Annotated in this window: 19 protein-coding genes; 15 read left to right on the forward strand and 4 right to left on the reverse strand. The window is 44.6% G+C overall.

The window, feature by feature from the left end:
- Positions 1-6: 6 nt before the first annotated feature.
- Positions 7-357 carry an ArsR/SmtB family transcription factor gene (locus V7L12_RS22845; RefSeq protein ID WP_335087763.1) on the reverse strand — a complete coding sequence of 117 codons (351 nt, stop codon included), beginning with the start codon at positions 355-357 and terminating at the stop codon, positions 7-9.
- Between the two features lie 81 nt (positions 358-438).
- On the opposite strand from V7L12_RS22845, the gene trxA reads away from it, so the two are divergent.
- From trxA to V7L12_RS22895, 10 genes are all read left to right on the forward strand, one after another.
- A complete protein-coding gene (trxA, locus tag V7L12_RS22850; RefSeq protein ID WP_012412473.1) occupies positions 439-762 on the forward strand; it encodes a thioredoxin in 324 nt (107 codons plus the stop codon).
- A 121-nt stretch (positions 763-883) separates the two neighbouring features.
- Positions 884-1,678 carry an SDR family NAD(P)-dependent oxidoreductase gene (locus V7L12_RS22855; protein ID WP_335087765.1) on the forward strand — a complete coding sequence of 265 codons (795 nt, stop codon included), beginning with the start codon at positions 884-886 and terminating at the stop codon, positions 1,676-1,678.
- An 80-nt stretch (positions 1,679-1,758) separates the two neighbouring features.
- Positions 1,759-2,871, forward strand: a complete 1,113-nt coding sequence (locus V7L12_RS22860) for an alkene reductase (RefSeq protein ID WP_335087767.1) — start codon at positions 1,759-1,761, stop codon at positions 2,869-2,871.
- Positions 2,872-2,989: 118 nt separating this feature from the next.
- Positions 2,990-3,421 carry a YybH family protein gene (locus tag V7L12_RS22865; protein WP_335087769.1) on the forward strand — a complete coding sequence of 144 codons (432 nt, stop codon included), beginning with the start codon at positions 2,990-2,992 and terminating at the stop codon, positions 3,419-3,421.
- A 97-nt stretch (positions 3,422-3,518) separates the two neighbouring features.
- Positions 3,519-4,184, forward strand: a complete 666-nt coding sequence (locus tag V7L12_RS22870; RefSeq protein WP_335087771.1) for a nitroreductase family protein — start codon at positions 3,519-3,521, stop codon at positions 4,182-4,184.
- Between the two features lie 337 nt (positions 4,185-4,521).
- Positions 4,522-4,899 (forward strand): MFS transporter, encoded by a 378-nt coding sequence (locus tag V7L12_RS22875; protein ID WP_335087772.1) that lies wholly within the window; start codon positions 4,522-4,524, stop codon positions 4,897-4,899.
- A 558-nt stretch (positions 4,900-5,457) separates the two neighbouring features.
- Positions 5,458-7,320 (forward strand): group II intron reverse transcriptase/maturase, encoded by a 1,863-nt coding sequence (ltrA, locus tag V7L12_RS22880; protein WP_335087774.1) that lies wholly within the window; start codon positions 5,458-5,460, stop codon positions 7,318-7,320.
- A gap of 15 nt (positions 7,321-7,335) precedes the next feature.
- The gene (locus V7L12_RS22885; protein ID WP_335087871.1) at positions 7,336-8,253 is read left to right on the forward strand and encodes an MFS transporter; all 918 of its coding nucleotides are present in this window, start codon (positions 7,336-7,338) and stop codon (positions 8,251-8,253) included.
- A gap of 144 nt (positions 8,254-8,397) precedes the next feature.
- Positions 8,398-9,285, forward strand: coding sequence for an NAD(P)-dependent oxidoreductase (locus V7L12_RS22890; RefSeq protein ID WP_335087776.1), 888 nt, complete (start codon positions 8,398-8,400; stop codon positions 9,283-9,285).
- 41 nt (positions 9,286-9,326) lie between these two features.
- A complete protein-coding gene (locus V7L12_RS22895) occupies positions 9,327-10,001 on the forward strand; it encodes an O-methyltransferase (protein ID WP_335087778.1) in 675 nt (224 codons plus the stop codon).
- Positions 10,002-10,095: 94 nt separating this feature from the next.
- On the opposite strand, the gene V7L12_RS22900 is transcribed toward V7L12_RS22895, so the two are convergent.
- On the reverse strand, positions 10,096-12,381 hold the full coding sequence (locus V7L12_RS22900) for a PAS domain S-box protein (RefSeq protein ID WP_335087780.1): 2,286 nt from the start codon (positions 12,379-12,381) through the stop codon (positions 10,096-10,098).
- 736 nt (positions 12,382-13,117) lie between these two features.
- Between V7L12_RS22900 and V7L12_RS22905 the strand changes: the two genes are divergently transcribed.
- The 3 genes from V7L12_RS22905 to V7L12_RS22915 are packed head-to-tail and all read left to right on the forward strand — an operon-like array spanning position 13,118 to position 16,187.
- Positions 13,118-14,791, forward strand: a complete 1,674-nt coding sequence (locus V7L12_RS22905) for a DEAD/DEAH box helicase (RefSeq protein ID WP_335087873.1) — start codon at positions 13,118-13,120, stop codon at positions 14,789-14,791.
- Positions 14,721-15,935 carry a DUF790 family protein gene (locus tag V7L12_RS22910; RefSeq protein ID WP_335087782.1) on the forward strand — a complete coding sequence of 405 codons (1,215 nt, stop codon included), beginning with the start codon at positions 14,721-14,723 and terminating at the stop codon, positions 15,933-15,935. Before V7L12_RS22905 ends, V7L12_RS22910 begins: the two co-directional genes overlap by 71 nt.
- Before the next feature lie 15 nt (positions 15,936-15,950).
- Positions 15,951-16,187 carry a hypothetical protein gene (locus V7L12_RS22915; protein WP_335087784.1) on the forward strand — a complete coding sequence of 79 codons (237 nt, stop codon included), beginning with the start codon at positions 15,951-15,953 and terminating at the stop codon, positions 16,185-16,187.
- A gap of 305 nt (positions 16,188-16,492) precedes the next feature.
- Here the strand turns inward: V7L12_RS22915 and V7L12_RS22920 are convergent, their stop codons facing one another.
- Positions 16,493-17,185, reverse strand: coding sequence for a PD-(D/E)XK nuclease family protein (locus V7L12_RS22920; protein ID WP_335087786.1), 693 nt, complete (start codon positions 17,183-17,185; stop codon positions 16,493-16,495).
- A 98-nt stretch (positions 17,186-17,283) separates the two neighbouring features.
- Between V7L12_RS22920 and V7L12_RS22925 the strand changes: the two genes are divergently transcribed.
- Positions 17,284-17,703, forward strand: a complete 420-nt coding sequence (locus V7L12_RS22925; protein WP_335087788.1) for a hypothetical protein — start codon at positions 17,284-17,286, stop codon at positions 17,701-17,703.
- A gap of 66 nt (positions 17,704-17,769) precedes the next feature.
- Positions 17,770-20,229 (forward strand): tetratricopeptide repeat protein, encoded by a 2,460-nt coding sequence (locus V7L12_RS22930; protein ID WP_335087790.1) that lies wholly within the window; start codon positions 17,770-17,772, stop codon positions 20,227-20,229.
- A 524-nt stretch (positions 20,230-20,753) separates the two neighbouring features.
- Here V7L12_RS22930 and V7L12_RS22935 read toward each other — a convergent pair.
- Positions 20,754-20,984: a type II toxin-antitoxin system HicB family antitoxin gene (locus V7L12_RS22935; RefSeq protein ID WP_335087792.1), complete on the reverse strand. Its 231-nt coding sequence runs from the start codon at positions 20,982-20,984 to the stop codon at positions 20,754-20,756.
- Positions 20,985-21,004: the final 20 nt, after the last annotated feature.

Raw genomic sequence — 21,004 nt, forward strand, 5'->3', positions numbered from 1 at the left:
ATACCCCTAAATCCTTGAAGCTGTTTGTTTAGTACTGGCGGGTTCAACAGGCAATGGTTGAGCGGCTTTCAACACCGCATCCAGCAACCCTGGAAACAGCACCTCTAAATCTTCACGCCGCAGTAGGTTAATATGCTGTGTGCCTTCTTTGCGTGTAAAGACTATCCCCGACTCCCGCAAAATCTTGAAGTGGTTGGACATAGTAGACTTTGCGATCGCAAAATCAAATTTGGCACAGCATTGTTCCCCCTCAGTCGCCAACAGCCGCACAATCTCTAGCCGCACCGGATCGCCCAATGCATACAACACGCCTGGTAAAGAAATATTTTTTCGATCTGGATGATAAAGGAATCTCATAGTTGCATTATCTCATCAGGTGGCATATATTTTTATTATTCGATATTATCGAATTATAGAATTAATTAGGAGGGCAATTTTATGTCATCCATTACAAATGTCACAGAAGCCACATTCAAGCAAGAAGTCTTGGAAAGTGAAATTCCGGTATTAGTGGACTTTTGGGCACCGTGGTGCGGCCCTTGCCGGATGGTGGGCCCAGTCGTCGATGAAGTTGCAGCTGAATACGAAGGACAGGTGAAATTTGTGAAGTTGAACACAGATCAAAATCCTACTGTCGCTAGCCACTATGGAATTCGCAGCATTCCGACATTGATGGTTTTTAAAGGAGGTCGCCAGGTCGATACTGTCGTTGGGGCGGTTCCAAAAACTACCTTGAATAAGACCTTAGCACAGCATCTTTAATCTAGGTACGATTGTGAGATGCATTTAGTTTGCAGCCTTCTCTAGTCAAGGGAGGCAGGAGTCAAAATATATAAGACTCCTGACTCCTGAATTATGTTTCAACTAACGGGGAAAGAGCGAAATGGACTTGAAATTGCATGGTAAATCCGCCCTGGTGAGTGGCTCAACCGCAGGTATTGGTTTGGCGATCGCTCTTGGGCTAGCTCAAGAGGGTGCATCAGTAATTGTCAACGGTCGGTCTGAAGAACGAGTAGCTCAAGCGATCGCCAAAATTAAGTATTCTACACCCGACGCGAAAATTTCTGGTGTTGTTGCTGACGCTGGCACTGCATCAGGGGTAGAGAAACTCATTCAAGAGGTTCCTGACGTTGATATACTCATAAACAATGTGGGTATTTATGAGCCAAAAACCTTCTTTGATATTACTGATGAAGACTGGTTAAAGATATTTGAGGTTAACGTCCTCAGTGGAGTCCGTTTGAGTCGGCAATATCTGCAAAAGCAGCTAGAGCAAAACTGGGGGCGGATAATTTTTATCTCCAGCGAATCTGCTATTCAGATCCCAGTGGAAATGATTCACTACGGCACAACTAAGACGGCACAACTTGCCATTGCCAGAGGTCTAGCAGAAATGACTGTCGGGACTGGAGTCACGGTAAACTCAGTCCTACCAGGGCCAACCCGCTCAGAAGGAGTTGAAGATTTTATCACCAACCTGGCGCAGGAACGCGGTATTACTCGCGCTGAAGTTGAGGCTGAATTTTTTCAAAATGTGCGTCCAAGTTCCCTAATTAAACGCTTTGCAACTAATGAAGAAGTAGCAGCGATCGTAGTTTATCTTTCTAGTCCCGTAGCATCGGCAACTAATGGTGCAGCTTTGCGGGTAGATGGTGGCGTTATTCGGTCGATTGTTTAGTATTTGAACCACAACTGCATAATCTATTTACCTGAAAATAGCTATTTTGAATTTTGAATTTTGAATTGGAGCAAAGCGACATGACTACTGATATCAACTTATTCTCTCCTTATCAACTAGGAAATCTGGAACTACCTAACCGGATAGTGATGGCACCCTTAACCCGAAACAGGGCAGGTGAGGGAAACGTACCACACCAACTGAATGCTACTTACTACGTCCAACGTGCTTCCGCTGGACTGATTATTTCTGAAGCAACACAGGTAACTCCTGAAGGACAGGGCTATCCCGCAACACCAGGAATTCATTCACCAGAACAGGTGGAGGGCTGGAAGTTAGTAACCGATGCCGTACATCAGCACGGAGGCAGAATTTTTCTGCAACTATGGCACGTAGGCAGGATTTCTCACCCTGATTTACAACCGAATGGAGTTTTACCTGTGGCACCTTCTGCCATTGCTCCTAAAGGTGATGCTGCAACTTATAAGGGGCCAAAACCCTTTGTTACTCCCCGTGCTTTAGAAACTTCGGAAATACCGCAGATAGTCGAACAGTACCGTCAGGGAGCAGCAAATGCCCTAGCGGCTGGGTTTGATGGGGTGGAAATTCACGCAGCTAATGGTTATTTAATAGATCAGTTTCTCCGGGATGGGGCGAATCAACGTACAGATAAATATGGAGGTGCCATTGAAAATCGGACTCGATTCCTGTTGGAGGTGACAGAGGCGGTAACTAGTGTGTGGGATTCTAACCGAGTTGGGGTACGTTTTTCTCCCAGTGGGACTTATAACGATATGCGTGACTCCAATCCCCTGGAGACATTCGGTTATGCGGCTCAAGCGTTGAACCAGTTTAATTTGGCATATCTGCATATTTTTGAGGCAATAGAGGCAGACATTAGACATGGCGGGATAATTGTACCCACTAGTCATCTACGCGATCGCTTTACAGGTACACTGATCGTCAATGGTGGTTATACTCGTGAAAAAGGCGATGCTGTACTGGCAAACAAAGCAGCAGATTTAGTTGCCTTTGGCACATTATTTATATCAAACCCGGATTTACCGCGACGCTTGGCTTTAAATGCACCACTAAATCAAGCAGATCAAGCAAGCTTTTATGGTGGCGATGAAAAGGGATATACAGACTATCCATTTTGGTCAGCTGCTAATGAGCCAGTAGCTAAGGCGTAATTCTTCTCCTCTGAATAATTAAAACCCACTTTCCGCACTTTAAAGTATCAAATTAAACTGAGAAGTTTGAGATTTTTCCAAGATACAACAAAATGGTTGTGTAAATTGGTTGTGAACTATGAAAGATACTTTAGAAGAAGCGGAAATCAAAGAACGCGTTAACGATTGGCTAGCTGCGTTTAGTGCAGGCGACAAACCCTTTGATTTTTCTGTCCTAGACAATCTTTACTGGCAAGATGAACAATTGCTCGCCTTCGATACCCTCTCGCCGCAGACCACTCGAATTCAAGGATGGCAATCCTATGAGGAAATATGGAAGCCCTTCATGACAGGAATAACCCAGTGGCAAGTTAAATCAGTTGGGGATATTCAGATTTTTACAAGTGATAACATTACCGTCTCTGCTTTGATTTTTCATAGTACAGTAACCACCACAGGGAATGAGGCGGTTGGAATTACGGCTCATGCGACGCTTGTATGGCAAAAGCGAGAGGGACAATGGCGCATTATCCACGAGCATATCTCTAACCCGGTTAACATTGGCAATTAAAGAGGAACATATTACATTGCCCTGCTGTTTAACGCTCTTAATCACTTCAGGTATAAAATCTGAAACCCTCGTATAACTCAACTATCAGGAGAATCTGATGAATTCCATCACTCAAACCCAACCTTTAGATGTACCCAGTGCGATCGCTCAACGTCGTTCCATTAAAACTTTTAAAACAGACCCCATCACCCCAGAACTGCTCAAGCAACTAGTAGAGTTAACCGTGGCTGCACCCAGCAGCTATAATATCCAGGACTGGCAAATTATTCTTGTGCAAGATGAAGCGCAAAAGGCAGCATTGTCAGCAGCATCTTTTAATCAACAGCAAATTGTTCAAGCACCTGTAACCTTTGTCTTTGCCGCCGATTCTAACGCAGGCGAACAAAACTTAGCCCCAATTCTAGAGCGGGGACTGGAAACTGGGGCATGGAATGAAGGTACGGTAAACTACTTTAAAACCGCCGTCCCCCAATTTCAAGCAGCGCTGGGCGAGAAGCGACGCGAATATGCGATCAAAGATGCCATCATTGCCGCTACTCATTTGGTGTTAGCAGCAGAAAGTTTAGGATTATCCACTTGTTTTATGAACGGTTGGATTGAGGATCAGGTAAAACAAGTGATTGGTGCAGGGGATAATCCAGATTTAGCGATCGCTGTTTTAGTTCCTGTGGGTTATGCAGCCGAACCACGCTTAAATCCAGGTCGTTTGCCATTCTCCTCCAACGTCTCTGTAGACAGAATTGGTAATCCTTATGCAGGGTAGTTCTCTCTAAATTGGGAATGGGGCATTGGACACTTGTACTGAGTTTACGGTGAGCGCGGTCGAACTGCGACTTGTGCCGAGCGACTTGTACTGAGCGTAGTCGAAGTAAGCCGAGGTAAGCCGAAGTATTGGGCATTGGGCATGAGTCTTTGATACTCGCCGACAAGTCTTTGAACTCCGTTAATGAGTCTTTGATACTCGCCGACGAGTCTTTGATACTCGCCGACAAGTCTTTGAACTCCGTTAATGAGTCTTTGATACTCGCCGACGAGTCTTTGAACTCCGTTAATGAGTCTTTACTCCACTCCCCTGCTCCCCCACTCTCCCCTTCCAAACCATGTCCTTACCCTCCTTCCTAGCGCGTCGTTCGTTCCACTATGGCTGGATCGTCGCGGGTTTAACATTCCTAGCCTTGCTGGTGGCAGCCGGAATCCGCTCTGCTCCCGGAGTTTTTATTGTGCCTCTCGAACACGAGTTTGGCTGGAGTAGAGCGACTATATCTTTAGCAATCTCCATTAACTTAGTACTCTACGGATTAATTGGCCCTTTTGCTGCCACAGTTATGGAGCGAATCGGCATTCGTCGGATGATGGTATTCTCACTTGCGGTCATTGCGCTCGGTGTTGGTTTAACCACTTTGATGTCAGCTTCCTGGCAACTAGTCTTGCTATGGGGTGTAGTTGTCGGTTGTGGTAGTGGAGTGCGATTCGTTTAATCTAAATAAGTATAAATACTTAGAGACGGTTAGCTTGGTTCACAGAACCATGACAACTGAATGACCATGTAGGTGTAAATCCTACCCCGCAGGTGCAGCGGTGACAGCATCTTCCCTACGGTAGCGACTAGCCATCAATCCGTAAAGCGGGAAGAAAAGGAGTCCTAACTAGCAGCCTAAGCTGGTTCCCTCCAAGCAAGAATCCATGAGTAGCGCAAGCGAAGATACGTCTGAACCATCGTCACACAAAACCAGCGGAATAAGGCTATATGCGCTGGAGCCAAAAGGCAAAGGATAAAGGGACTGGCAACTTCCGTTTTGACCAGTAGCACTCCCAAAAAACCCGGTGGACAGTATCAACTCTAAAGATTCAATCAATGGTCATTTGGAACGAAGTAACCTATTGCCTTCTCTCAGTCAGGTCGATAACTGAGTAGGTGCTAACCGCATGAGGTAATAGGAAGGATTGAGTCAGAAGCGAATGCCTCACTGTAATGGTGAGGATATGCAGACGGACTCACGATGATTTGGAATGTAAAGTCACAAGTAGCAATTAATATGTCTAAAACGCGACAAATCAAACTCTTGTCAATGGAAGTAGTAGTTCAACCGGACAAACCAATTCTAACGACAGAGAATGATAAATCGACGGTGGAATGGAAACACATTAACTGGCGAAAGCTGGAAAAAAGTGTTTACAAGTTGCAAAAAAGAATTTACAAAGCCTCAACTCGTGGTGATGTTAAAGCAATACGCAAACTCCAGAAGACACTGATGAAGTCTTGGTCAGCAAAGGTTTTAGCGGTCAGAAGGGTAACACAAGACAACCAAGGTAAGAAAACTGCGGGTGTAGACGGCATTAAAATGCTGACTCCAAAGCAACGTTTCGCCTTAGTTGCCAAATTAAAATTAGTATCAAAATGTCGACCAACTAGGCGGGTATGGATTCCCAAGCCTGGAACGGAAGAGAAACGACCACTGGGTATCCCTACAATGTACGACCGAGCCTTGCAAGCACTTGTCAAAATGGCACTAGAGCCAGAATGGGAAGCGCGATTTGAACCTAATAGTTATGGGTTTAGACCAGGACGCTCATGCCAAGACGCGATTGAAGCAATATTCAATGCAATTAGTCAGAAGCCAAAATACGTACTAGACGCTGACATAGAAAAATGCTTTGACCGCATCAACCATAAGGCACTGCTAGAAAAATTAAATACATCCCCTACCATTCGCCGTCAAATACGAGCCTGGTTGCAATCGGGGGTGATGGATAACTTGCAGTACCAAGAGACATCTAGGGGAACGCCACAGGGTGGGGTCATCTCCTCATTGCTGGCAAACATTGCCCTCCACGGAATGGAAGAACGAATAAAGCAATTCGCCGACACACTTCCACGTAGAAGCGGGTTAGGTAAAAAGGAAAACAGAAAAGCCCTAAGTTTTATTCGTTATGCCGATGACTTCGTAATTCTCCACGAAGACATAAACGTTGTCCAAAGATGCCAGAGTATTATCTCTGAATGGTTAAAAAGCATGGGACTTGAACTGAAACCAAGTAAGACTCGCCTAACCCACACCTTAAACAAGTATGGAAATGAAAAACCGGGATTTGAATTTCTTGGTTTTAATGTCAGGCAGTTTCAAGTGGGAAAAAACCACTCAAAACAAGGTTTCAAAACAATCATCACCCCAAGTAGAGAAAAGCAAAAGATGCATTACGAAAGAGTAGCAGGTATCATCAACGACCATAATGCAACGCCACAATTGGCGTTAATCAGCCGATTAAATCCGGTAATAAGAGGATGGTCAAACTACTACTCAACCGTGGTAAGTAAGAAAGCTTTTTCCACAATAGATAACTTAATGTATCCAAAGCTAAAAGCTTGGGCAAAACGTCGCCACCCTAATAAATCAGGGGAATGGGTGTCAAAGAAATACTGGCAAACCATTGGCGGGGATAATTGGGCATTCGCAACCAAGCAAGAAGGTAAAAACCCAATGCGATTACAATCACACACGGAAATTAAGATTGTCCGTCATGTGAAAGTTAAAGGCGATGCCAGTCCTTATGATGGCAACCTAATTTACTGGAGTTCAAGAATGGGTACACACCCAGAAGCAAATAAAAGGATGTCTATACTCCTTAAAAAGCAAAAAGGGAAATGTACCCACTGCGGATTGTACTTTCGAGAGTTAGATGTAATGGAGATAGACCACATAATCCCTAAATACAAAAAGGGAAAAGACGAATACAAAAATCTCCAGATTTTACACAAACACTGCCACGACTTAAAAACAACCAAAGATGGTTTGGTTGGAGGTACGCACGACAAGCGCCAACTCATTGAGGAGCCGGATGACGCGAAAGCGTCACGTCCGGTTTTGAAGACGAGCGGTTCTCGTGAGGAAATCGCTTAGTTTAACGTTATCGCTCTGGTTTTAGGTGCTATTGTCGTCAATCGCTGGTTTTTGGAAAAGCGGGGTTTAGTTCTGGGCATCTTAACCGCCAGTACAGCCACGGGGCAACTAGTGTTTCTGCCCATGCTGGCCTCAATAGCCGATCGCTTTGGGTGGCGAACTGCGGCTCTAGCTCTGACTGGTGCAGCACTTCTAATTATTCCAGCGATCGCAGTCTTTATGCGCGATCGTCCGGCGGATGTCGGTTTGCGAGCCTTTGGCGACAACAGCGAAACTGTGGAAGTGTTACAGCCCAAAGTCAATTCCATCGCCTCCACTCTTAACGCCCTCTGGCTGGGAATGCGTAATCGAGACTTCTGGCTGTTATTTGGTAGCTTTTTTATCTGTGGTGCAAGCACAAATGGGTTAATTGGAACTCATCTAATTCCTGCTTGTATTGATCACAATATACCTGAAGTCAAGGCTGCTGGGCTTTTGGCAATCATGGGACTATTCGATTTTTTTGGAACTACTATGTCCGGCTGGCTTTCTGACCGTTGGAACAATCGCTACTTATTGTGCTGGTACTACGGACTGCGTGGTTTATCTTTGATTTTCTTGCCCTTCAGTTTTAACTTTTCCTTCTATGGACTTTCCATTTTCGCCGTCTTCTATGGACTTGATTGGATTGCTACCGTACCACCGACAGTACGTCTTGTTGCCAATGTCTTCGGTAAAGAAAATGTCGGCGTGATGTTCGGTTGGATTGTCGCAGGACACCAGCTTGGTGCAGCGACAGCAGCATTCGGAGCCGGAGTATTGAGAACTTGGACGGGTAGTTATTTACAAGCGTTTATTTTATCAGGTGTTCTCTGTTTGATTGCCGCAGTTTGTGTACTGCAAATTGGTCAAACTCCCACTAAAAGTAATTATCTCGTAGAGAAGAATTTGTAAAGTGTGCCTAAGTCCTCATAACTTGCTTGTTAAGCTCATCCGTGGTTTGATTAAAATACGGCATCTCTATTAACTTATCGTAGTCTGTTGACGACTCAATACCTGAATTAACTTGTCAGCCACGAAATAAATATAAAACTTTCCATGCCTATCCAAACTATTGGTATTTTAAGTCCGGGTGATATGGGACAAGCGATCGCAGCTGTTCTCAATCAAAATGGATTGAAAACTCTTGCCGCCCTAGATGATCGCAGCGAACGAACTCGGCAATTAGCAGCCGCAGCCAACATCCAAGATGTGGGTTCCCTTAGACAATTGGTAATTGAATCTGATGTAGTGCTGTCAGTTCTAGTCCCCGCAGCGGCTATCCAAGCAGCGAAGCAAGTAGCTGAGGTGATCGGCAATGTTGGAAAATCCATTCTCTACGTTGACTGTAATGCGATCGCACCCCAGAAAGTTATAAATATCGCCCAACTGATTGAATCAGTTGGGGGAATATTCGTAGATGCATCAATTATTGGCCCACCGCCGCGAGTTCCCAATCGCACCCGCATTTACACTTCAGGAAAACAAGCAAATCAACTCTTACAACTGCGAGATCATGGCTTAGATGTGCGGGTGATTGGTGATGAAATTGGTCAGGCTTCCGGTTTGAAAATGTCTTACGCAGCTTTGACAAAAGGACTTACAGCAATCGGCACAGAATTACTAATTGCAGCCCATCGTTTAGGCTTGGATAAAGAACTATGGGATGAAGTGTCTAGTAGCCAAAAAGAACTTGCTAGCATCTTAACCCGTTCCATTCCATCGATGACACCGAAAGCGCATCGTTGGGTAGGAGAAATGGAAGAGATTGCAGAAACCTTTAAAGAATTGGGTTTAACTGAGCGCATTTTTGACGGAGCCGCTGACGTTTACCGTTTGGTAAAAGACACCTCCTTGGGTAAGGAAACACCAGAAGAGTCTAATCGCGATCGCCCCTTGGATGAAATCATTACAATCCTCTCCAATGAAGCAAGCTCCGACACCTAATCTTGAGTATTTTTTATAGATGGGGTAAAAAGCGAGAATCTATGACTCAAGAGCAATGGACTGCGGTCGATCGTTACTTTACCGATCTGCTTGTGCCGCCAGACCCCGCGCTGGATAAAGCGCTCCAGACTAGCGCCGCTGCCGGACTGCCGCCGCACAATGTTTCACCAAACCAGGGCAAGCTGCTGCTGCTGTTGGCGCAAATCCAAGGAGTGCGAAGCATCCTGGAGATTGGTACACTGGGCGGCTACAGTACAATCTGGCTAGCGCGGGCGTTACCCAGCGACGGCCGTCTAATCACGCTGGAGGCTAACCCAAAGCACGCCGAAGTTGCTCGTGCCAATATCGCCCACGCTGGTCTGTCCGATATTGTTGACCTCCGGCTTGGACAGGCACTCTCTACGCTGCCACAGATTGCCGCCGAGGGTCATGGCCCATTTGACCTGATCTTCATTGATGCTGACAAGCCAAGCAATCCCGAATATTTCGCGTGGGCACTCAAACTTTCCCGTCGCGGTAGCCTGATCATCGCTGATAATGTTGTGCGTAACGGAGCAGTGATTGATTCTGCCAGCAACGATCCTAGCGTTCAGGGGGTGCGCCGCTTCAACGAACTGCTTGCTTCTGAGCCGCGCGTCAATGCTACGGCAATCCAGACCGTGGGTAGTAAAGGATACGACGGCTTTGCGATCGCGATCGTTACCGCCGACGAATAATCCGAAGATGATATAAGACCCTTACTGTTGTGTCAGCTTCCCGCAGAGTACGGAAGTTAAGTAGCTCAAAATCATCCTACCCCCTACCTCCATCCTAAATAGCTTTCATTGGCAGACTGACAACGAATGTCGCTCCCTGTCCAATTCCTGGACTTTCAGCCAAGACTGTGCCACCGTGTAATTCTACCAAGTGACGGACGATCGCTAACCCTAATCCTAGTCCACCATGCGATCGCGTGTTGGAACTGTCAGCTTGACGAAAGCGTTCAAATACATGGGGCAGAAATTCGGCAGCAATTCCCCCTCCCGTATCACTCACCCGAATTTGCACGTATGATTCAATGCACTCTAATTGCAGATCAACTCTGCCACCCTTGGGTGTAAACTTGACAGCGTTGGAGAGCAAATTCCACACAACCTGTTGCAAGCGGTTGGCATCGCCCACAACTACCTCTACTTTCGGGTCGAATCTACATTTGATGCTAATCTCTTTAGCCTGGGCTGCTGGGTACACAGTATCGATTGCCGCCTCTACAAGTGATACAAGTTCTACCCGCTCCATACTTAAATGGAGTGTGCCTCTAATAATCCGTGATACATCGAGAACATCTTCAATCAGTTGTGTCAGGGATTTAGTATTACGTTCAATTGTCTCTAGTGCCCGGCCAGTAGTAGCCTGATCAAACTTGCGAGTTCTAAGTAGCTGCGTCCAGCCCAGTATAGCGTTGAGGGGTGTACGGAGTTCGTGGGAGAGTGTGGCAAGAAACTCATCCTTCATGCAGTTGGCAGTTTCGGCATCGGCGCGTGCTGCTTGTTCACGTTTAAGCAATTCTTCGCGTTCTTGCTCTGCTTGCTTGCGATCGGTAATATCTGTGATTAGGGCAACAAATCCTGCAACTTTCCCCTCCTGGCTGAACTGGGGAATATAAGTGACATTCACGTAATGGTTTGTGCCATCTTTATCGGGTAATTGGGTTTCGTAAGTTACTTGCTCTCCTGAGAGTACCGTTTCTAGATAAGGAAGAATTGACTGATAAACCGACTCTCCCAAAATTTCTCTAATGTGTTTACCAGAAATTTCGGAAGCAGGAAGCCCAAACCAGTCTTCATATTCTTTGTTATTAAAGCGATAACGCTGCTCACTATCAACATAAGAAATCTTGACGGGCACAGCATTGGTAATTAGGCGCAGTTCATCTTCTCTTTGACGGAGTGCTGCTTCCGTTCGTTTGCGTTCTGTAGTGTCGCGTTGAGTTCCCCACGCTCTAACTAGAAACCCATTTTCAACAATTCCCACCAGATTATTTAAAAAATATTTGAAATTACCTTGCTTATCTATTTCATGAGACTCGGCATCGATTAGTCGGTAGTTAGAACGGATAAAGTTACGCAGGTATGCAATATTATGTGGATCGGAGGCAACAAGAAAGTCTCCTAGTCTGACACCGATAATATCTTCGGCACGAGAACAACCATACATCTGCGCCATAACATTGTTGCATTCTGCTAAGTAAACATATTGGTAAAAATGTTGAATTTGTTCGTCTTCTGGACAATCTAGCGAAATTGGTACTTCCAGTTCGATGCACCAAATACCTTCTGAACTCTGTTCTAAAAAAGCGCGGTAACGTTCTTCGTTTTTGGAAAGGGCAAGCTCTGCTTGTTTGGGTTTGCTTAAATCAATTACAAAAGAGATAATATCATCTGGATTGTTTTCTAACAAAGCAGAACCTAACAGGATAGGAACGCGGCTATGATCTTTGCGGATGTATTCGTTCTCAAAAGGCTGACACACACCTTTAGTTGTGAGTTCTGCAATCGCACTGTTGTTAGTTTCAATATATTCTGGTGGGATCATGTCGCGCCATCTGACTCGCCCTGCTAGCAAATCCTCCTGGGAATAACCTACCATTTCTAAAAAAGCATCATTAGCTTCTGCGATCGCCCCGTCCATATTGGCTACAATTACCCCAATGATGTTGGACTCTACCAACCTTATAAACCTGGCTTCGCTCACCTGTAGTTTCTGCAAACTCTTTTGAAGATGTTGTTTGGCAGTGCGTAATTCTGAGTTCAGCAAGTTAATAATTGTTGTCACCAGCACAAACAAGCCTAAGCGCAGTATATTGTCTAGACTCGTAACCAAGAGCGAAAACACTGGTTCTAAGAAAAAGTAGCTGACGGCTAAAGTAGACAAAGTAGTAGCCAGTAACCCTGCTTCCATGCCGCCATACCAGGCACTAACCGCCACGGCAGCAAAAAATAGCAGGAAAATAGTTTGGTTCAGTAGTGGCTGTAGCAATAGTGTTAATAGCAATACGCTACCAACAGCCAATAGTGCCACAGCATAGGGCGCTAGAACGGAACGTATTCCTTTCAATGTGGCTTCTCCTTTTATGCAGCTAGCTAAAGGATTATTCCCAAAATCAGCTAGAAAATGCGTAGGTGTAGCCCGCACTTCTCTACGAGACGCTGCGCGAACGACAAAGCTCAGTGACCATCGTAGACATGGCTCATCAACATTTATTATGCATCGGAAAAATACACACTTGCAGCTATTTTCAGGTAAATAGACCACGCGGTAGGGGCGCAAGGCCTTGCGCCCCTACAACAGATGTGGTTCAAATACATGAAAACTGCTGTAAGCTGTTACTTGCTGCGAATTTATCTAAAATAGTAAAGCTTAGATTTAGCCAATCTTCAATAAACTGATAATTATCGCTCTAATTATATATGTTTTATTTTTAAGTCTCTGTCAAAAAGTTTCTACTACAATACCAATTTTAAAAGCGTATATCTTGCCTTCTAATTGTGAATTTACCCAAAGAAAAAAAGCAATTAAAGTCAAGCCAGCTATCAATATAATCTGCGCCTGCAATTGCCATCTAGTTGGGTTTTGTCGGAGTTACTTGGATGAATCATGCACTTTTTGCGTTATTAGTAATCAATAGACTAGGGAATGGGGCATGGCTAATGGAAATAATTACCAATGCCCAATGCCCAATACTTCGGCTTACCTCGGCTTACTTCGACTACGCTCAGTACAAGTCGCTCGGCACAAGTCGCTCAGTACAAGTGCCCAATCCCCAATGCCCAATGCCCAATACCCAATAATCATGGCTCGTACCCCTACACTAAATTTTGATCGTGGCACATTAATTTTGCATCCACCACCACGCGGTAAAGGTTGGATGGATTATGCTACGTGGGATGATAGAGTTGAAAAATTCCGCATTCCAGCAATTAGATACCGATCGCTAGTGGAAGCACTACAAGCGGAAGATGTGAATTTTATCGATGAGGCAAAGCAATTTTATCCTGTAGATTTGGTTCCTACTCTGGAAATGGAACCCTATCCCCACCAGACTGAGGCGTTAGCGGCTTGGAAACTGGCGGGTAGACAAGGGGTGGTTGTACTTCCCACGGCGGCGGGAAAGACTTATTTAGCGCAAATGGCGATGCAATCAACGCCACGCACGACGCTGATTGTAGTGCCAACTTTGGATTTAATGCATCAGTGGTATGCACATTTAGTAGCGGCTTTCCCCGATGCTGAGGTGGGATTGTTGGGGGGTGGTTCGCGGGATAGAACAGCTATTCTAGTTGCAACTTATGATAGTGCGGCAATTCACGCTGAGACGTTGGGAAATCAATATGGTTTGATTGTTTTTGATGAATGTCATCATTTACCGACAGATTTTAATCGGGTAATTGCTGAATATGCGATCGCACCTTATCGCCTCGGACTCTCCGCGACACCGGAACGCACCGATGGTAAGCACGCTGACTTAAATATCCTTATTGGTCAAGAAGTATATCGCAAACGCGCTGAAGATTTGGCGGGGAAGGCGTTAGCAGAACATGAAATTGTCCAAATTAAGGTTAAGTTATCGCAACTTGAGCGGGAAAGATACAACCAGTTAATTCAAACCCGCAATGACTTTTTGAAGCAATCCAAGATTTCTTTGGGGAGTTTGCAAGGTTGGCAAATGTTCGTGCAAATGAGTGCTAGATCGCAATCTGGACGTAGGGCGATGTTAGCGCATCGGGAAGCAAAAGATATCGCTTTGGGTACTGATGGTAAATTGCGAATTCTGATTAATTTATTGGCAGAACATTATCCAGCACGAATTTTGATTTTCACTGCGGATAATGCGACGGTTTACCGCATTTCTCAAGAGTTGCTAATTCCGGCAATTACTCATCAAACTCCTGTAAAAGAACGGCATGAAATATTAACAAAGTTTCGAGAGGGTAAATATAATACTTTGGTTGCTTCTCATGTGTTGAATGAAGGTGTCGATGTACCTGCGGCTTCTGTGGCAATTATTTTATCGGGGACTGGTTCGGCTAGGGAGTATACTCAGCGCTTGGGTAGGGTTTTACGGAAGGGGAATATTGAGAATAAACAGGCGATTTTGTATGAGGTAGTGGCGGAGGATACGAGTGAGGAGGGGACTTCGGCTAGGCGAAGAGGGGAGAGGAAGGTAGAGGGAGCAGGGGGAGAAAAAGAGAGGAAAGGGAATTTACAGGTTGTCTATGGGAGTGGGAAGGAAAGGAGTTTGAAGGCTGCGGAACAGTTAGAAATTAATTATTCAGTCCAAAATCGTTCGACTGAGCGTACCCCTACCGAGAAGCAAGCTACGCATAGCGTCTCAGAGAGAAGTCGTTCGCGTAGCGTTCCGCAGGAAAGTCCAAAATCTAAAATCCAAAATTCAGATGTTACCGACAGACTTACTGATGCATCGCCAAAACGGGGAGGAGATCATCCCGAAGAGACTGAAGATTGATCAGAAAACTTCGGAGTTGGCGATTGAGTTAATTAATTATTTTCAATCAGCAGTAGGGAAAACTCAAGGTGTGCTTGAGCGACAACTGACTGATTTTGAAGGAGATTCTACAGATTATCGGGTGAAGCGAGGGTTAGCTTATATTCTCAAAAGCAGTTTTTGCACTTTTGAGGTGGTAAGTCCTCTGGAACCACAAATGTTAAGAGAACGGGTGTTTTCGTTGGCTGCAAAGTCTGTTTCTAGTCGAGAATCAACCCAAGTTACTCTGAGTAAAATTGCTGATGAGTTAACTCAAGAACTTGAACGGGAAGTTTTATTAGAACAGGTTCGTAATGGATTATATGCTGATTTATCAGAGAATAAGATTTTGACAGTGTTTGATGCACCAACAGCGCCAGATTTATTAAATAGATATAACTTATCTCAGGTGCAGGGTGTGTTTTATAAGGCCAGTCAACTGGTGTTAAATGCTCACCGAAATGTTCCAGGTGAATATAAACTGTTATTTCGCTATTTAAAGTTGTTTCAATTGATGGCTTATATTGAGGGCGATGCTGACCACGGGTTTACAATTACTATTGATGGGCCGACGAGTTTGTTTAATCCTAGTACGCGATATGGGTTAGCGATCGCTAAACTTATTCCGGCTTTACTTCACGTTACCAAATGGAGTCTTTCTTCCATTCTCCAAACCCGCGACGCTTATACAAATGCTTGGAAAACTGGACGTTTCACTCTCAATTCTGAATGTGGTTTAGTATCCCATTATCCACCAGGAAAGCCCTACGATAGTATGTTAGAAGCATCCTTTGCTGATAAGTGGGATGCGTTAAAAAGTGGTTGGGCGTTAGAGCGAGAAGTTGATTTGATCCCAATTCCTGGTAGTGTGATGATTCCCGATTTTCGCTTAGTTCATCCTGATGGCCGCACCTTCTTATTAGAAATTGTTGGTTACTGGCGACCAGAATATTTACAAAAGAAGTTTTCTCAAGTGCGACGGGCTGGACGTGATGATTTGATTTTGGCAATTTCCGAACGACTTAATTTAGAAAAGGCAGGAGTAAAATTAAATGATGTCCCCGCCAGAATTGTTTGGTTTAAAGATAAGTTATTGCCAAAAGCTGTATTAGCTGTAATGGATTGATTAAGGAGAAATAAGATGAAAAGTATAGAAACAATTGCCACAGTTAGCAAAGATGGTAAGATTACGGCGCAGTTACCATTGGATATTCCAGACGGTGAGCATCAGGTGGTAATAGTAATTGATGAGAAACCTTTGGCGCAAAAACACGAGAAGAAAGAAAAGAAAGCGCCTCTCAAATTTTCCGCCTATCCTGTAGGATTAATCTCGGAAAGTTTAACTTTCCGCAGAGAAGACCTTTATGCAAACGACTAATAACTCTGTCTTCATCGATACGAGTATTTTATATCATGTCCGCTAGATTACTTATTAAACCTGAAGAACCCCACCCCGCCAAAGCTATGCTTTGTCTCCCCTCCCCACCTGCGGGGAGGGGCTGGGGGTGGGGTGCAATAACTGTGGAAATCATAACTAATTATACGGACATGATATTACAGCTATTTTCAGGTAAATAGACCACGCGGTAGGGGCGCAAGGCCTTGCGCCCCTACGACAGGTGTGGTTCAAATACTTGAATTCTGCTGTAAATGTTTGACTTTTGACTTCCCGGAAGAGGCTGATTAACCCCAAACACTTCTACGTTCCCAAAACTGGGCGACTCTTTTTTGCCACTCCTCCCAGTAATCTTTGATGACTGCTGATTCAAACCAAAATACCTCAGCTGGCATTTCTGGAATCGCTACTACCAACAGAGCGTGCTTTAGCTGAATACCATAATCTCGATAATACTCGTTAGCTGCTCCTATGTATGCCGTAAGTTGCAGTGGATGTTCATATAAATGCTCAATTGAGCCTTTGGGTTTATCTGCTGTTTTCCACTCACAAATACAGGGAATACCTTGATAGCTGGCAATACAATCAACTTTGCCAGAATAACCCAAATCATGATGAAAAACTGAGCCTTCCACGAGTCTAACTGTGTCGATTTGTTCTAAAACTGGCTTGATACTCTCCCAATAAGGGCGACTCGCTTCGGGACAAACAGGGTTTTGACCAAGGAGGTAGCGCTCAATTTGCTTGTGTGTTTGCGTTCCCCGACGACTAGCAGATGTAGTAATGCGGGTAGCTTCTTCTGTACCAACACGCGCTTTCCAGTTTAATAATCTGTCTCGGTCTGCTTGTGATTTGGTGGCATTAAGTATTGTAGTCACGCTGGGAAAGCGATTTCCCTTAGCATCTACATAATATTGTTTACCATTTTCTCTCTTGGATGTGGCATTAATGCGTGGTAGCAGTTGGGTATCAAATTGCATCAGTTGGTGTGTTGACTTTAATGTGTGTGATATATTTCCGAAATAGACAGAACTGCATTTGTATTTCCCAGTATGATGTCGTATTTTATTACTAAATTATGGAACCTGTAACATTAACAGCAGTTGCAACAGCGATCGCTACTATAGTTTTAACTAAAGCTTTAGAAAAAACTGGCGAAAAGCTTGGTGAAGCTGCATTAGACAAAAGTCGTCAGTTAATCGAACAGCTACATAATAAAAATAAGTTGCCCTTGCTAGCGAATGCAACACAGCAGCCATTAGATTATGGCAAAGCAGTGCTGGACTTGAAAGCAGCAGCAGACGCAGATAGTGAAATTGCTCAATCTGTGCGGGAAGTGGAAGCAGCCGCAAATGCTGATCCCCAAGTAGCGCCGAAAGTCCAGGCGCTAGCAAATGACCTAAACTCGCAAACAGCAGGCGTTATCAATTCTACAAAGTTAGCTGACTCTATTAAAAACGTCTTTCAGGGAAATACCATCATTGGTGGTAACTTTTGACTACAGTCGCCCGAACGGGAACAGGTAAAGTTAAATCCCTCTACTGAAACACCGCAAAATTTACCCATGAGTGGGGTGGTGAAGTTTGTTGGACGTGAAGATGAATTGCAAAACCTTCACCAGATGTTGCAGGAAAATAATCAGGTGGTAATTGCGGCGATCGCTGGCATGGGTGGACTGGGTAAAACAGAACTGGCCTTACAATATGCAATGGCTCACCGTGAAATTTACAAAGGTGGAATTTGCTGGTTACTGGCAAAGGCTGGAGATGTGGGCATTCAAATTGTGCAGTTTGCCAGAACGCAGCTTGACTTAAACCCACCAGAAGATTTGGATTTACCCGCGCAAGTGCAATACTGCTTTCGGCTTTGGCGCGAGGGCGATGTGCTGCTAGTGTTAGACGATGTTGGAGAATATCAACAAGTTAAGCCTTATCTACCTTCGCCATCTTCCCGGTTTAAAGTGTTGATTACCACGCGCCAACACTTAGGAGCATCTATAAAGGAATTATCTTTAGATGTATTGCAACCAGAAGCAGCGCTGGAGTTATTAAAGTCATTTTTTAAAGAAACACCACAGCGAATTGAGCAAGAATTGGCTGTTGCAAATCAGTTGTGTGAGTGGTTGGGATATTTGCCTTTGGGTTTGGAATTAGTCGGGCGATATTTGGCGCGAAAACAAGACCTTTCTTTCACAGAAATGTTGCGGCGGTTGGAGAAAAAGCGACTAGAACAACCTGCCCTTATTAAACCAGAAGCCGATATGACAGCACAAGGAGGTGTATTAGCAGCCTTTGAGTTAAGTTGGCAGGAATTAGAAGACAGCGATAAGCAACTTGGTTGTTTGCTGAGTTTATTTGCCGCCGCACCTATATCTTGGAAGTTGGTGGAACAGTGTTTATCAGAGTCAGACGAGGAAGAGTTAGAGGAAATTAGAGATGATACCTTGCTGAAACTACATTTGCTACAGCGTAAAGGTGAGGGAATTTACCAACTGCATCCACTATTAAGGGAGTTTTTCCAATATAAGCTTACAGGTTTAGAACAGGCAGAAGAATTAAAGCGATCGCTTTGTCGGGTAATGGTAGCAGTTGCCAAAGATATTCCTGAAAACGCTACCCTTAAGCAAATTACTGCTGTTTCCCCTGCCATTCCTCATATAGCTAAAGTAGCGAATCATCTCATTCAATACCTCAGCGATGATGATTTACTTTGGCCTTTTGAGGGCAATGCTACATTTTATAATGCTCAAGGTTTATATAACCAAGCTTTACCCTGGTTGAAACAATGTCTAGAAGTCACCAAAAAACGCTTTGCAGAAGAACATCCAGATATCGCTGTTAGCCTCAACAACCTAGCAGAGCTCTACGTCTTTCAAGGCAGATACAGCGAAGCCGAACCCCTTTACATCCAAGCTTTAGCACTCAGGCGTCAACTGCTGGGTGAAGAACATCCAGATGTTGCCACTAGCCTCAACAACCTAGCGGAGCTCTACAACTCCCAAGGCAAATACAGCGAAGCCGAACCCCTTAACATCCAAGCTTTAGCACTCAGGCGTCAACTGCTGGGTGAAGAACATCCAGATATCGCCGCTAGCCTCAACAACCTAGCGTGTCTCTACGAATCCCAAGGCAGATACAGCGAAGCCGAACCCCTTTACATCCAAGCATTGGCACTCTTGCGTCAACTGCTGGGTGAAGAACATCCACATGTCGCCTCTAGCCTCAACAACCTAGCAAAGCTCTACAACTCCCAAGGCAGATACAGCGAAGCCGAACCCCTTTACATCCAAGCTTTAGCACTCAGGCGTCAACTGCTGGGTGAAGAACATCCAGATGTTGCCACTAGCCTCAACAACCTAGGGTATGTCTACAACTCCCAAGGCAAATACAGCGAAGCCGAACCCCTTTACATCCAAGCTTTGGCACTCAGGCGTCAACTGCTAGGTGAAGAACATCCAGATATCGCCCAAAGCCTCAACAACCTAGCGTATCTCTACGACTTCCAAGGCAGATACAGCGAAGCCGAACCCCTTTACATCCAAGCTTTGGCACTTAGGCGTCAACTGCTGGGTGAAGAACATCCTAATGTTGCACTTAATCTCAATAACCTAGCATGTTTCTACGACTCCCAAGGCAGATACAGCGAAGCCGAACCACTTTACATCCTAGCTTTAGCACTCTGGCGCAAGCTGCTGCCAGAAGAACATCCATCTGTCGCACTTAGCCTCAACAACCTAGCGGTATTCTACTACTCCCAAGGTAGATACAACGAAGCCGAACCCCTTTGCATCCAGGCTTTGGCACTCAGGCGCAAACTACTGGGAGAGGAACATCCAGATTTTGCCATTACTCTCAACAATCTGGCAAAACTCTACTACTTACAAGGACATTACACTAAAGCTGAACCGTTGTATTTGCAAGCTTTGGAGATTTTGGAGCAACAATTAGGGGTAAGTCATTTCTGGACTGTCAAGTGTTGTGAAAATTTGGCAATTCTTCGCGATCGCCTCCCTCCTGCACAGTAAAATTTGACTTTTCGGCAAAGCGTACCGTGATAAAACTGAAAAGCGCGATCGCCTACACTAAAATTCATATTGAATAAGCAAAAATGCCTGATTACTTATTCAATATGAGCTTTTACTTTCTCAAAAGCAGCTTTTAATTTTGCATTTTAGTGTTTTCCACAAGCAAAAGCAGCTTTTACTTTCTCAAAAGCAGCTTTTAATTTCGCATTTTAGTGTTTTCCACAAACAAAAGCAGCTTTTACTTCCTCAAAAGCAGCTTTTAATTTCGCATTTTAGTGTTTTCCACAAACAAAAGCAGCTTTTACTTCCTCATTTTGGTGTTTTCCCCAAGCAAAAGGAGCTTTTACTTTCTCAAACCGCAGTTTGCTTTCTCATTTGGGTAATTCACGCATTTATTTTGGTATATCATTGAGCCGAAAGCTTGCGTAGGCGTAGCCCGCACTTCGACAAAGCTCAGTGACCATCGGAGACATCGCTCTAGAAAAGAAGTGTAAATCGACAAGCGATCGTACACCTAAACCTCACTAAACTACATCAATTACTGGTAGAAAATGTCCCAGCTTTAGCCCAAGCAAAATCCAGTCTTCCAGTGTTGAGCGTAATTCATCCTCACACTCGCACAAAGTTGATGCAAAAGCTATCACTCCTTTGCAAACAGGAATTCTACCTGCAAATGTACCATCTTCTAACTTGTCATAAATTGCCTGAGACATCGCTCGATCAACATAGTCGCTCAAAATAAACCTTATCGCCATGAAATCTCGCGTTGTACTAC

Source organism: Nostoc sp., assembly GCF_036918245.1.
GTDB lineage: Bacteria > Cyanobacteriota > Cyanobacteriia > Cyanobacteriales > Nostocaceae > Nostoc.